A 14204-nucleotide genomic window follows, 5' to 3' on the forward strand; every position below is an offset into this window, starting at 1 on the left:
TTTTATTTTTTACTTTTTATCTGACAACACATTTTTAATACCATTCAACCCTTCCGCAAAATCTTCCAGTAAAGCCACAACCTGATTCATTTTGTCGTTACCTCCAAAACTTTTCAAACGATTGTTTTTCTTGAAGATCGTTTTGATTTCTTCCCAACGCACCTTTTCAGCTTCACTTTGAATTTGCATGATTTCTTTCAATTTCAAAAGATTCGCTTCTGCACCTGTGGTTAAGGTTTGTGATTCATTTTTATAATGCGATAAAACAATTTGTTCTACTTCTTTATCTGTGTGAATCGGTTCAATTTTGGCCACTAATTTATTCATATCACGATACGAACCTTGTAATTTAAAAATCGGTTCCGAACGGTATTCATCTGCCATTGCTGCCGATTGAATGTACATTTCGTTCACTTTGATAACCGTATTGCGTACTTGAATGATTTTTTCCAAAACGTTTTTAAAATCTTCAATTTCCTGAGTCGTAAAATTCCCTTCAACAGTAACATTCGGATTATTATGAACAATGCCATCGTATACTTCGTAAAGATTCTTCATTCCCGCTTGCGTCAAACGCGTCATAAACGAATTGGATAAAATGGAATTTTCAATTAAACTCAAATCAAACAATTCAGCATTTACGCCTGAGATTTCACCTAAATTATACGTGTCAGCACGGTTGGCCAACATATCCGGAATTTGGAATTTCTCACCACTTTCGGTATATGGATTTCCGGCCATAACCAAACAAAAACGTTTGGAACGCAAATCGTAGGTTTTGGCTTCGCCATTAAAAATACCTTCAATTTTTCGTTGTCCGTCGGCTAAAGAAATGAACTTTTGCAAAAATTCAGGGTTACAATGCTGAATATCATCTAAATATAACATCACATTGTCACCCATTTCAAAAGCTAAGTTTAGTTTTTCCAATTCTTGTTTGGCTCCCGCATTTTTCGCTTCACTCGGATCGGTTGATGTGATCTCGTGTCCCAAAGAAGGTCCGTTGATCTTTATAAAAACTAATCCCATTCGGTCGGCTAAATATTCCATCAAAGTTGTTTTCCCATAACCCGGAGGCGAAACCAACAACAACATTCCCATTCGGTCTGTTCGTTTTGTTTCTCCTGTCGCACCGATTTGTTTCGCTAAATTGGCTCCGATTAAAGGAAAATAAACTTCGTTAATCAATTTATTTCTGATGAAAGAAGTCAACACCTGCGTACTGAACGTTTCCAATTTGAACTGCTTTCTTTTGTCGGCAACCCAATGTTTTTTCAACTGTTGGAATTCCAAAAACTTCGGTTGAATTTTCTCAATGTAATATTCCAGTTTTTGACTGAATTGATGAAAATGCAAGGTGTAAATTTCTTCTTTTTGCAACGTTTTAAACGCACTCAATTCTTCAGAAGCGTTGGTTTTTACCACTTGATTTGATTTCAAATTGTGCACCAATAAAAACACAGCCGTTTCGTCTAAAGTTCCTTTTGTTGTGGTAATATCTTGTTCTAACAAATAGGTTTTTACTGCATTATAAACGATATCAAAACACGCGGAAGGAAACGGATACAAATCTTCAATTCGTTGGAAAAAAACCAAATCTTTACCTTGTTCCTTTAGATTTTTCACAAAACTTTGATAATGTGTATTGGCTTCGTCGTTTACCGTGAAAGCGTTTCTGTTTTCTTTTTTAAGATAAGAAGCCGCTTTGTAAGACGAAATAGTTCCAAAATGATCGAATTGTGTTTTGAAAAGTTCAATTTTCTCCGAAAGTTGTTTGTTCAAATATTTGAATTGCTCGGTATTTTTGAACGTTTGCTTCAATAATTCAATGGCTTGGAATTGCTTTTCATAATACGATTTTTCACCTTCTTCCAAAAAGAACCAAAACAATTGCGCCAAAGCTCTTTCGGATGGCGAATAGCGTAGTAAACCTAATTGGTTGTTTAATTGCTGTAATTTGGTCACAATTTGCAAAGCATCTTCATCGTGAACGCCTTTTACCAAACCTTCGCCAAAATGATTCGCGAAAAATTCTTCAATAGCGGCACGATTTGTTTTTTCTGTTCCGATATCCGGATTTTTCAAAAACACGTTCCATGCAATATATTCGATTTTTTTTACCGATTGATTTTCGGTAACAAACTCCTGATTCCAAACGTCTTTAAACGAATCAATTTCTTGATATTCAATAGGCTGATAAAAATTAGTTCCTGTTAAATGATAGAAATACTGATTGTTTTTGGTCACCAAAGTCAAATCGAGTTTTTGCTTGTTTACCGCAAATTTGTAATTTCCTAAAGCAATAATATTTTCGCCGTCTTCATAAATTTCATTTCGATCTTTCAGTTTGCGAATCGCTTCTTGCTGAGCCGTTTTTAACTGAGTCAACAATTCTTCCGATTTATTGGCATCATTCAAATCCTTCAATTGTTGGGCAATATCCCGAACTTTTTCAATCATCAAATCGGAGGCAAAATAGCCGTTGATCTCAATTTCTGTTGCAAATGAAGCTACTTTATTGGCCAAGCCTTTCAAAATACGTTCCGCCGATTGAAATAAATTGGTCGTACGCTTGTTTCTGGCTTCGGTTAGCTGAACGCCTTTGGTTTGAAACTGTTGGTAGATTTCTTCTCTTTTTTCGCCGATAACTTGAATGAATTCGTCAAAATCGACATATTTGGCTTCCATTTCTTCCAACTGAATCGCCAATTTATTTAAGAAATCCTGACATTTATCGGGCGTGTTTGCCAATTCGTAAAAATTAATCGCCGTTTGATCAAACAACGTTACTTGCGCTTTAAAATCGGCTGCCAATTCTTTGCCGGAAAGCTCTCTTTTTTTATTGTTTAATGCAATTCGTTCTTGATTAATCAAAGAGAATAAAACCGAAATATTTTCGATAATTTGGGTCGAATGCGACGCGTCTTCAATCTTTAAATTGTTGACAATGTCTACCAAAAGTTCTAATTGGTTAGCCAAATTATCTAAATTCTTCTCAATTTCTTTTCCTTGAATCGTTTTAGTCAAATGGGTAATTTCAGCCGACAATCCATCAATGGTTTCCTGATAAGGTGCCAAAGCTTGCGGTTCCAATAAAAACGAAACACAATTGGTTGCCAATTCATCTGCCAAAGTTCCCAATTCGGTTTCCCAAACTTCAATTTGTTTGACATCGGCGTATTGCAAATCTTTAGCCGAAATCATTTCGCCTCGCAACGAACGAATTTCAGCCAATGAAACAATATATTGCTGCAAATTAGTATACGACTGATAATTTAATTCGCTGGTTTTATTTTGAAATTTTTGATGAATTTCCTCTAAAGCAACTGCCGTTTTCTTCTTGATTTCCTGAACTTTTTCAAATTCATTAATGGCAGTATGCGCAATATTTCGGATTTCTAAAAGCGGTTCGTTGATACTGAAAACACCTTTGTCTTGCAAGAAATAATAGCTATCTAAAATAGTTGTGGTTTGTTTCACAATTTCGTTATACAAACCGTTATAAGTGTCTTTTTTGCTCAAAAACACTTGCAATTCCTGACATTCCGCCATTAAACGCACCAAGTCTTTATTTCCGACTTTGTACAGAATATTGTCTTTGTTTTGTTCGTTTACAACAACATCTTTAGTGAAAGGCGTTTGCCAAATTTGTACTAAATGGTGTTTGGTATCTTCATTACCTTTGAAAAAACACATTTTTCCATCTTCAAAAAGCGTAAAACCACTACATTGAATTGGCGTTTCAATGGTTTGTTTGATAATGTTGTAAGGAATCAACAAATATTCGTGTTGTTCCTGATCGTAAAAAACGTAAAGGAAGTTTTCGCCGTTAATTCCGGAAATTTTCTTGTAAAAATACACCGGACGATTTTCGGATTCCAACACTTTAATTTCGCCGGTTTGCAACGCAAAACCGTTAGGAAAAATCAAACCTTGGTTTTCGGGCAACAAAACACCGGAGTATTCCAAAGAATCAATTCGGGCAACTTTCTTTTCCTTATGATTGTAAATAAAATATCGTTCGTTTTCTAAATACGGTTTGATTTTAAAAATCAGTAGATTGTGATAGTCGAAAAAGTGAATTTCAGCATCGTCTAACGTTTGATCTTTATGAATAACATCTTCGCTGTAAATTCCTTTTCCGGTTTGTGTATTGTCTTCAACTTTTACCGTGATATCGCCACCAATGGCTTCCACAAAAACTTTATCGGCTAAGGAAACATGCGGATGCGCTCCCGTACGTTGCATGTCGCGCGTTGCTTTGGTCCACTGAAATTCGTGTTGATTGGGAAATTTTACTTCCGCGGCACTTCTTGCATCTACAAAAACAAGTGTTTCGTCTTTTATCAACCATTTAAAAGCCTTAATATCAGAAGGACTTGATGACAGTTGGAAAACGAAATACAAGTAGTTATTGGCAATAAAAAACTTAACGAAAGTGGTGTTTCGGTAATATTTGTATAGATTTTTGAATTCGTCAATAAACGTTTGATCCTGCAACCAGGTTAGCGGATGCGGTTCAAAATGATTGTTGGTAAACGTGTACATGGAAAACACATCTTCCAAAGCGATTTCAGTTTTTAGCCCCAGATGTGTTTGATGTCCTACCAAACAAGTATTTCCAAGCGAAATAATATCGCGAATTTTACAACTTTGTTCCGTAGAAAGGCGTTCGTTAGCAATTAAATTGTATTCAATGCCACCGAAAATCTTTTTGCGTTCTTCATCGAGTTGAAAAATACGTTTGGATAGTTCGTTTTTTTGTTCATTCAATCGTTTTTGAATGATTTCGTATGTTCCGTTTTGCATAGATTCGCTATTCATTTGTTGTATGAAAATAGAGAAATAGGATAAAAAGCCAACTGCTCCAAAGAATGAAGCAATTGGCAGAACTTAAAGAGATAAAGGATTTATCGTAAAGGCTTGTTGTCGATTCCTAAATGTCTTGCCATGTCTAAAGCTTTGGCTAAAACACCTTGTTCATTATCGCTTGCAACACCTTTTAGTTTAAGAATCAAAGAAGCTATGCTTAGGTTTTTGATGTCTTCTGATGAAACTTTGTATTTGTCCACTAATTGCATCACTTTGCCCACCAAGTTTCCTTCTTCGTCATTGCTCAATAAAGCTTCTTTTACCAACTGAGCATTTTCGCTGTGCTGAATAAATTTATCAATTCCTTTACCGGCAGAGATTTGGCGAACTACATTGTCAAAGAATGTATTTTCACCACCTACGATGTCAATATTAGCGGTTTTGAAAGCTTCACCTAAAACTATAGCTTGTGCTTCGGCGATGTCTTTTTGAATAGCAATTTGTGCTAATTCTACTTCTTTTTCTTTCGCTAATTTCAAACGGAACTCTTCGTGATCTTTTCCGGCATCGTTTAGTTTTTTCATCGCTTCTGCTTTTTCGGTAATTCCGGCAGCTTCTGCTAATGCTTTTTCTTTGATAACTTCGGCTTCTGCTAAACCTTCTTTTTTGTTGGCATCGGCTTTTTTCTCAATGATAGTGGCTTCAACAATACCTTGACGCTCGTGCGCTTCAGCTTTAGCATGCATTACCTGAGCTTCAGATAAACCAAGAGTTGCTTCTTCTTTAGCTTGCGCATCAGCAATGATTTTTCGTGCTTCTGCTTCTTTTTCGGCAGCATCGCGTTTTGCTTGCGCTTCAATCACATATTTTTGAGCGTCTTTTTCAGCAGCTAATTTGCGAGCTTCGGCAGCTTTGGTTTCTATAATCAAACGTTCTTCTGCTTCTTTGCTAGCAGCAATGATTTGAACTTGTTTGTCTCTTTCAGCAGTTTTTAAAGCTTCTACATCTAAAATTCCTTGTTGTTCTTCTACCACCGTTTTTTCTTTCATTAAACGCTCGCGAATCACATCTTGAATATTTTTCTTTTCTAATTCCACTGCTTTTTCTTTTTCGATATCGGCAAGAGCCACAACGCGTTCTTTTTCGGTAGCTTCTAACAAACGGTCTTTTTGTACTCTTTCTGTTTCCACTAAATCGGCACGTTCTTTGTTTTTGGCAGCAATAACCACTTGACGTTGTTTGTTTTCTTCTGCAATTTGAAGTTTTTCTTCGGTAGCAATACGAACGCTTTCATATTTTAAACGCTCTTCTTCGGCAACTTTCAAAATTTCAGCATTTTCACGTGCTTTGATATTTTCCACTTCACGTTTTTGCGATTCTTCTTTTTCAGCCAATTGTTTTTCTAATTCCAAAATAGCTTCGCGTGCTTCAACATCTTGTTTTTTGATGGTTTTTTCTTCTTCACGTCGTACCAAATTGGCTTTAATATTTTGATTGGCCGTTAATTCCGTGATTTTTTTAATCCCTTCTGCATCCAAAATATTGTCTTTATTTAACTGAGCTAATGACGTTTGTTCCAAATAATCGATAGCGCAATCATCTAATACATAACCGTTTAAGTCAGTTCCGATGATATTTAAAATCTCATGACGAAATTCGCTTCGCGCTTCATATAATTCGATAAATTCAAATTTTTTACCTACAGTTTTCAACGCTTCCGAGAATTTTGCTTCGAAAAGCTCTCTTAAAGTAGAAATATCAGAAGCTCTTTGGCAACCAATAGTTTGCGCTACATTGATAATATCATCAACTGATTTGTTTACCCGGATGAAAAATGCTACCTGAATATCAGCACGCATGTTGTCTTTACAAATAAGTCCATCTTTACCTTCTCTGGAAATTTCTAATTTTTTAACCGAAATATCCATATTTTCTTGGCGGTGAATCACCGGAATAACAATACCGGCATTGAAAAACACTTTGGTTCCGCCATAACCTGTTCTCAGGATTACAATTCCTTGAACCGTTTTTTTGTACATGGATAAAATCCAGAAGATCAGTCCTAAACCAGCGATGAGAATAACAGCTAGCGTGATGTAAAATGTACTCATAAATAGTTTTTAATAATTAGTGTTAGTTGGATTATAATTCATACGATTTTTCGATATAGAAAAACTTTTTTTGAGGTTCTTCGTCCACAATCACGGCTTTTTCGCCTTGCTTGATCAGAGAACCATCTTTACTTTTAACCATTAATCTAATGGGATCTTTATTGATAATTAACTCAATCATTCCGGTTTTATCGGTTCCTGCATTGGTAATCATAATTCCTGTTCGTCCTAAATAATCATAAGCCATTTCTCCTTTGTGATTGATTTCTTTAAAAACGGGTTTCAATGGCGTACAAACGTATTTTGAAATGAATAAACTCACCACAAAAGCGGGAAGTATCGTTATAAAGAAAAACCAATTGGGCAACGGCAAATAATAACTTAAATTGACGTTGATCAACCAAGTAAATAAAAACACCAAGGTTAAAAAGAACGTAATTGGGATGATGTCTAAATTCAGAAATTTCAGAAATTGAACGAAAGAAGAAGGATCAGCATCTACTTCAAGCAATCCATCCGGATTATCAAGGTCTCCATCGAGATCAGTATCTAAATCCAAATCAAAATCGCCAATTCCGGAAAGTATCGTGAACAACCAATACAAGACACTTAGTATTAAAACAATACTCAGTACCGCATTAGCCGGCGTAAAGGCAACATCGATTAATTCTTCAAAATTCATTGTTAGTTTGCATTGAATTGTTCTTTTAATTTTTGAAGTTCAGCTTCGGCTTTATTTTCTGTTGTATCTACTACCGAATTGATTTCTTCGTCTATACTTTTTGACGCATTTGCAATTTCTCCGTAGGCATCAGCAAGCGCTTCTTGTTGCAAGACTTTGTCTTTCATTTTTTCCAGCATGCTAATCGTGCTATCCGAATCTAATTGCGTCATCTTTTTATTGATGTCTTGTGTCGCCTGACTTACCTGAACTCGAGCACGCAATGTTTTTAATTCGCCTTCCCATTTTGCAATAGTCGATTTTAACGAATTGATATTCGCTTGCATTTTTTCAACATCCTGCTCTAGTTTTTGACTTTCCGCTTCCGCTAATTTGGCATCTTGAGTTGCTTGTTCTTTCATTTTTAGCGCTTCTTTTGCCAAACGATCGCTTTCTTCCACAGCAATTTCTTCCTTGATTCCTTTTTGAACCAAAAGCATCGCTTTATTTTGGTAATCTTCCGATTTATTCAAAAGCGAAGCATGCTCGTTCTTTCTTCGGATAGCCAAAGCTTTTACCTGAGCCATAGCATGAATACTTTTATCCAACTGCTCTTTCATTTCTCTGATTCCCTGTTCCGTCATTTTAATCGGATCTTCCAATCCGTCAATAGCTGCATGCGCTTCCGCTTTCCCTATTCTAAAAAGTCTTTTAAAAATATTCATAGTTGTCTAATATTAATTGTTCTACAATTTACTAAAACTGATCATTTCAGCCGAATATTCACTAAGCAATAAACTCAGTGAATTAATAGTTCCTACCAATTCGTTTTGGTCTAAATTTTCAGCTTGAAGCGTGTCTCTAAAAATCACACGTTCACCGGTTTCGTCCAAAACAAACGCACCATGAACAATATCTCTGTTCTTAATCAGAAGTTGTTTGTATACTTCCGGCTGATCTTTTTTACAGCTAAATAAAAACTGCTCTATAATCAATATTTGAGGAGCAATAACCACAATCATGTTTTTAATTCCTTCAGTTTCTTTACTGATAATAAATGTTTGATGATTTGGGTTTTCGTGCACAATTTCAATATTGAGTTCGAGTAACCAATCTTTAATTTTTGAATACAATTCTGTTTGTTGCATCGAGTAGAGATTAAAGTTGTTCTAACAAATCTAGGAATAAAAAAATTAATTTGCAAAAAATATTAGCAATATTATAAAAATATTTTCATTACCTTTGTTTTGTACTAAATACGGAAGGCATGACATATTTTGGCACCAATATAAAAAAAATAAGACAGATAAAAGGGTTGAGTCAACAAGCTTTTGCAGAATTATTGGAATTAAATCGCGGTGTTATTAGTTCGTATGAAGAAGGCCGGGCGGAGCCTAAAATAGAGTCGTTGCTTAAAATTGCAAAAATATTAAATCTTACTACAGATGATTTACTTTCCAAGCCGGTAACAATAAATAAAATAACTAATTTTTCAGAAATTGAACATTTGATTCCGAACAAGGAGAGGGAAAATGTTTCAGTTTATGAGTTGGATAAAACAAATCATTTTCAAAATTTTGATTTGCAAAAAATATTAGCAAATCTGAGTTTTGTTTACAAAGTTGATGAGCAATTGGCTCAAAAAAGCATGTATACAGAAGGAAGCTATTTGTTATTAGCAAAACTCAATCAAGAGTCGATTTCTAAAAATCAAAACTATCTGTGTTTTCAGAATGGGCAATTTCAAATTACAGGAGAAATAAATTCGGCTGAAAACGCGTATTTAATCATTGGTGAAATTCAGTCTAAAGGAAGAAAAAGAAGGGATTTACAATCTATTTTAGATCGTTTGGAAAAAGTAGAAAAAGCATTAGAAAATATTAAAAAGGATTAAAAAAAATGCCCGATTGAGTTTCAATCGGGCATTTTTTAAAAAGGGGATATGTTTTATTCGTTAGCTAAGACCCATTCGCCTGTAGCTAATAAAGGTTCTGCTTTTTTGAATTTCATTTCTTCGGTTTTACCGCTTAAAACATGTTTAATGATAACAACATCATTACGATTGATTTTTGGTGTTTCTCTAACAATCGTTTTCGTTACTTGAGGTTGTTGTTCTTGAGCTTGATTTTGGCTTGCAGCTTGACGGCTACGTGCTGCCATTTCATCAGTATTTAAAACTTCCTCTTTAGTTTCAGTATAATTTTCTTTTTGTTTTACTTCTTTAGCTTCGCTAATGTTATTTGGATTTTGCGAAGGTAGATCAGCTTTAAACAAGAATGAAATTACGTCTTTGTTTACATCGTCAACCATTCTTTTGAACAATTTGAATGCTTCTAATTTGTAGATTAATAACGGATCTTTTTGTTCGTGAACTGCTAATTGAACTGATTGTTTTAACTCATCCATTTTGCGAAGATGCTTTTTCCATGCTTCGTCAATGATAGCTAAAGTTACGTTTTTCTCGAAATCAGTAATCAACGATTTTGCTTCGGTTTGATATGCTTTTTCTAAATTGGTAACAATATTCAACGATTTAATACCATCAGTAAACGGAACTACAATTCGCTCATATCTACCATTATTGTTTTCATAAACGTTTTTGATGATAGGGAAAGCTTCGTGTGCACTTCTTTCGTTTTTCTCGGTATAATGAGCTAAAACAGCTTTGTATGTTTTACCTGTAATTTCTCTTTCGGTTAATTTAGTAAATTCCGCTTCTGTGATAGGAGCACTGATTGAGAAAATACGAATTAAATCGAATTCATAGTTTTTGAAGTCGTTTGCTAATTTGTTGTTTTGAACGATCAATTCTGACGTGTCAAACATCATGTTTGCAATATCCACTTTCAAACGCTCTCCGTGTAAAGCATGTTTACGACGTTTGTAAACTACTTCACGTTGCGCATTCATTACGTCATCATATTCTAATAAACGTTTACGCACGCCAAAGTTGTTTTCTTCTACTTTTTTCTGAGCTCTTTCGATCGATTTAGTCATCATAGAATGTTGGATAACTTCACCTTCTTTTAAACCCATACGATCCATAATTTTAGCTACTTTTTCAGAACCGAATAAACGCATTAAGTTATCTTCTAACGAAACGTAGAACTGAGAACTACCCACATCTCCCTGACGACCGGCACGACCACGTAACTGACGGTCTACACGACGAGAATCGTGACGTTCTGTACCAATAATCGCTAAACCACCTGCTTTTTTCACTTCGTCAGAAAGTTTAATATCGGTACCACGACCTGCCATATTCGTAGCGATAGTTACAATTCCCGGTTTACCGGCTTCTGCAACAATTTCAGCTTCGCGTTTGTGCATTTTAGCATTCAATACGTTGTGATGAATACCTCTCATTTTCAACATACGGCTCAATAATTCTGAAATTTCTACAGAAGTTGTACCAATCAATACTGGTCTTCCGGCTTGCGAAAGTTGGACAACATCGTCAATAACAGCGTTGAATTTTTCGCGAACGGTTCTATAGATTAAATCGTCTTTATCTTTACGAGCAATTGGTCTATTGGTAGGAATTTCAACAACGTCTAATTTGTAGATTTCCCAGAATTCACCAGCTTCCGTAACAGCAGTACCCGTCATACCTCCTAATTTGTTATACATACGGAAGTAGTTTTGCAAAGTAATGGTTGCAAAAGTTTGCGTTGCAGCTTCAATTTTTACGTTTTCTTTAGCTTCAATCGCTTGGTGTAAACCATCAGAATAACGACGACCGTCCATGATACGTCCGGTTTGTTCGTCAACAATCATTACTTTGTTATCCATAATCACATATTCGGTATCTTTTTCAAATAACGAGTACGCTTTTAATAACTGTGTTAAAGTATGAATACGTTCTGATTTTACAGAGAAGTCTTTGTATAGTTCTTCTCTTTGTTCAGCTTCTTCTTCTTTTGATAAATTGGCTCTTTCAATTTTAGCAATTTCAGTTCCGATATCTGGTAAAACGAAGAAGTTAGCATCAGTATCTTGAGAAAGGAATTTAATTCCGTTATCAGTTAATTCAACTTGGTTATTTTTTTCTTCGATAACAAAGTAAAGTGCCTCGTCAATTTTTGGCATCTCTCTGTTGTTGTCTTGCATGTAGTGGTTCTCCGTTTTTTGAAGCAATTGTTTTACTCCGTCTTCGGATAAGAATTTAATCAAAGCTTTGTTTTTTGGTAACGCTCTGTGCGAACGCAATAAGTAGAAACCAGCTTCTTTAGTATTTCCTTCTTTGAAGAAACGTTTAGCCTCTGTTAAGCAATCAGTAGCTAATTTACGTTGAAGTCCTACAAGATTTTCTACTTTTGGTTTCAATTCCATGAATTCATGACGATCTCCGTCAGAAACCGGTCCGGAAATAATTAATGGTGTACGAGCATCATCTACTAAAACCGAGTCAACCTCATCGACAATAGCGTAGTTATGTTTGCGTTGTACCAAATCAGCAGGCGAGTGCGCCATGTTATCACGCAAGTAGTCAAAACCGAATTCGTTATTCGTTCCGTACGTAATATCAGCTTCATACGCTTTTCTTCTTGATTCAGAATTCGGTTGGTGATTATCGATACAATCAACAGTCATTCCGTGGAATTCAAATAAAGGAGCTTTCCAAGTACTATCACGTCTTGCTAAGTAGTCATTTACGGTAACCAAGTGAACCCCGTTACCAGTCAAAGCATTTAAGTAAATAGGAAGTGTAGCTACTAAAGTTTTACCTTCACCGGTTTGCATTTCGGCAATTTTACCTTGATGCAATACGATACCGCCAATTAGCTGAACATCGTAGTGAATCATATCCCAAGTGATGGCTTTTCCGGCAGCATCCCAAGAATTTGCCCAAACTGCATTCTCGTCTTCAATAGTAATATAAGGTTTAGTTGCAGATAATTCTCTGTCTTTTGGAGTTGCAGTAACTGAAATGCTCGTGTTTTCTTTGAAACGACGTGCTGTTTCTTTTACTACGGCAAAAGCTTCCGGTAAAATTTCATTTAATGTTTTTTCAGAAAGTTCATAAGCTTCTTTTTCTAACTGATCAATTTCAGCATAGATATCTTCACGAGCATCAATGTCTTCTGTTTCTTCAGCTTGTTGTTTCAAAGAATCGATTTTGTTATCTTTTTCAGCTCTTGAAGCTTTAATTTTTTCTTTGAATTCAACAGTTTTAGCTCTTAATTCATCATGACTTAAGGCTTGAAGAGGTACTTCAAAAGACTTAATTTTAGTAACAATGGGTTGAATAGCTTTTATGTCTTTTTGGGATTTATCGCCCACAAAAGCTTTCAATATGGAATTTATGATACTCATAACTACTTATTTTTCTTTATTTTGGTGTGCAAATTTACAAAAAAAAGCCTCTTGAAGAGACTTTTAAGTTGCTGTGTTTTATCTTTTAATTAATACTCATCCTCATTCCAAAGATAATCTTCGTCAGTCGGATAATCAGGCCAAATTTCTTCCATTGATTCGTAAATTTCACCCTCATCTTCAATAGACTGCAGGTTTTCAACTACTTCAAGAGGAGCTCCTGTTCTGATTGCATAGTCGATAAGTTCGTCTTTGGTTGCGGGCCAAGGCGCATCACTTAAATAAGATGCTAATTCTAATGTCCAATACATCTTTCTATCGATTTAATTTAATGCAAAAATAAATTTTTAACTTAAAAAGTCAAGTGTTTTTTGATTTTTTTTTAATTATTTGTAAGAACGTTTGTTTTGTAAAGTGTAAAGGTATTTATTTGGATGTAAAATAGTTGCGTCTTTTTACGCATAAACTACTTTCTTGGAATCCATTTTACCTCATCAGCGTTCAAATCGTGTGACAACTTTCGTGCCAATACAAATAAGTAGTCAGAAAGTCGGTTAAGGTAGGTTAAAACTAACTCATCGACAGGTTCTAATTCATGTAAATGTACTGCTAAACGCTCTGATCTGCGACAAACACAACGTGCAATATGACAATATGACACGGTAGTGTGACCGCCTGGCAAAACAAAATGTGTCATTGGTGGCAACTCGGTATCCATTTTGTCGATTTCTTGTTCGAGGTAATCAATGTCTTCTTCAGAAATGCGATTGATATTTAAACGTTGCTGACCGTTTTTTAAAACTTCTTTTTCGGGTGGCGTGGCCAAAATAGCTCCTACTGTAAACAGACGATCTTGAATTTCAATTAGTACTGCTTTGTACAATGGATTAATGTTTTGGTCGCGAATTAAACCAATGTGCGAATTAAGTTCGTCAACCGTTCCGTAGCTTTCAATGCGAATATGATGTTTGGGAACACGAGTCCCGCCAAATAGTGCAGTAGTACCTTTATCTCCGGTTTTTGTATATACTTTCATAGTTTGTGGCTTTATGCGGTAAGCTTGAAGCTTTGGGCATTTTTTTTCAAAGATAACAAAAAGTATATGGATTACACTTTAGCCCTGATGGAAGTGAAAATCATTTTGTTTTGTGAGGATGAATGGAATAGAAACACTTAATACAAAACAAAATATTGCAATGTACAGCAGGAAAAAGGTAAGCAAATAAAGCCTGATCGATTTGCTTCAATTTTAAAATCAATAGATTACGAAATCGAAGATTCAACGTAGTTAAACAAGTTCGGAA

Annotated in this window: 9 protein-coding genes; 1 reads left to right on the top strand and 8 read right to left on the bottom strand. The window is 35.3% G+C overall.

All coding sequences use genetic code 11. From position 1 onward, the window contains the following. Positions 1-9: 9 nt before the first annotated feature. The 5 genes from ACUSJC_RS03750 to ACUSJC_RS03770 form a co-directional block, all read right to left on the bottom strand. Positions 10-4824, bottom strand: a complete 4815-nt coding sequence (locus ACUSJC_RS03750; RefSeq protein WP_449268216.1) for a DNA repair ATPase — start codon at positions 4822-4824, stop codon at positions 10-12. Positions 4825-4910: 86 nt separating this feature from the next. Further along, positions 4911-6923 (bottom strand): flotillin family protein, encoded by a 2013-nt coding sequence (locus ACUSJC_RS03755; RefSeq protein ID WP_449268217.1) that lies wholly within the window; start codon positions 6921-6923, stop codon positions 4911-4913. Positions 6924-6954: 31 nt separating this feature from the next. Continuing rightward, positions 6955-7605, bottom strand: coding sequence for a hypothetical protein (locus ACUSJC_RS03760; RefSeq protein ID WP_449268218.1), 651 nt, complete (start codon positions 7603-7605; stop codon positions 6955-6957). Between the two features lie 2 nt (positions 7606-7607). Further along, a complete protein-coding gene (locus ACUSJC_RS03765) occupies positions 7608-8309 on the bottom strand; it encodes a PspA/IM30 family protein (protein ID WP_449268219.1) in 702 nt (233 codons plus the stop codon). 21 nt (positions 8310-8330) lie between these two features. Then, on the bottom strand, positions 8331-8732 hold the full coding sequence (locus ACUSJC_RS03770) for a molecular chaperone Tir (RefSeq protein WP_449268220.1): 402 nt from the start codon (positions 8730-8732) through the stop codon (positions 8331-8333). Between the two features lie 119 nt (positions 8733-8851). Here ACUSJC_RS03770 and ACUSJC_RS03775 point away from each other — a divergent pair, with 119 nt between their 5' ends. Then, a complete protein-coding gene (locus ACUSJC_RS03775) occupies positions 8852-9478 on the top strand; it encodes a helix-turn-helix domain-containing protein (protein WP_449268221.1) in 627 nt (208 codons plus the stop codon). Between the two features lie 53 nt (positions 9479-9531). On the opposite strand, the gene secA is transcribed toward ACUSJC_RS03775, so the two are convergent. The 3 genes from secA to ACUSJC_RS03790 all read right to left on the bottom strand — a co-directional run bounded on the left by secA (position 9532) and on the right by ACUSJC_RS03790 (position 13936). Beyond that, on the bottom strand, positions 9532-12900 hold the full coding sequence (gene secA, locus ACUSJC_RS03780; RefSeq protein ID WP_449268222.1) for a preprotein translocase subunit SecA: 3369 nt from the start codon (positions 12898-12900) through the stop codon (positions 9532-9534). A gap of 89 nt (positions 12901-12989) precedes the next feature. Further along, positions 12990-13211 carry a DUF2795 domain-containing protein gene (locus ACUSJC_RS03785; protein ID WP_002986941.1) on the bottom strand — a complete coding sequence of 74 codons (222 nt, stop codon included), beginning with the start codon at positions 13209-13211 and terminating at the stop codon, positions 12990-12992. Between the two features lie 155 nt (positions 13212-13366). Further along, positions 13367-13936 (bottom strand): cob(I)yrinic acid a,c-diamide adenosyltransferase, encoded by a 570-nt coding sequence (locus tag ACUSJC_RS03790; protein ID WP_449268223.1) that lies wholly within the window; start codon positions 13934-13936, stop codon positions 13367-13369. Positions 13937-14204 lie beyond the last annotated feature (268 nt).

This window comes from Flavobacterium sp. U410 (assembly GCF_053570605.1).

What these genes read in the sequence shown, in the direction of transcription:
- ACUSJC_RS03765 (WP_449268219.1), bottom strand. Translation starts at nt 8,309, where the DNA reads ATGAATATTTTTAAAAGACTTTTTAGAATAGGGAAAGCGGAAGCGCAT.
- ACUSJC_RS03770 (WP_449268220.1), bottom strand. Translation starts at nt 8,732, where the DNA reads ATGCAACAAACAGAATTGTATTCAAAAATTAAAGATTGGTTACTCGAA.
- ACUSJC_RS03755 (WP_449268217.1), bottom strand. Translation starts at nt 6,923, where the DNA reads ATGAGTACATTTTACATCACGCTAGCTGTTATTCTCATCGCTGGTTTA.
- secA (WP_449268222.1), bottom strand. Translation starts at nt 12,900, where the DNA reads ATGAGTATCATAAATTCCATATTGAAAGCTTTTGTGGGCGATAAATCC.
- ACUSJC_RS03790 (WP_449268223.1), bottom strand. Translation starts at nt 13,936, where the DNA reads ATGAAAGTATATACAAAAACCGGAGATAAAGGTACTACTGCACTATTT.
- ACUSJC_RS03775 (WP_449268221.1), top strand. Translation starts at nt 8,852, where the DNA reads ATGACATATTTTGGCACCAATATAAAAAAAATAAGACAGATAAAAGGG.
- ACUSJC_RS03785 (WP_002986941.1), bottom strand. Translation starts at nt 13,211, where the DNA reads ATGTATTGGACATTAGAATTAGCATCTTATTTAAGTGATGCGCCTTGG.
- ACUSJC_RS03750 (WP_449268216.1), bottom strand. Translation starts at nt 4,824, where the DNA reads ATGAATAGCGAATCTATGCAAAACGGAACATACGAAATCATTCAAAAA.
- ACUSJC_RS03760 (WP_449268218.1), bottom strand. Translation starts at nt 7,605, where the DNA reads ATGAATTTTGAAGAATTAATCGATGTTGCCTTTACGCCGGCTAATGCG.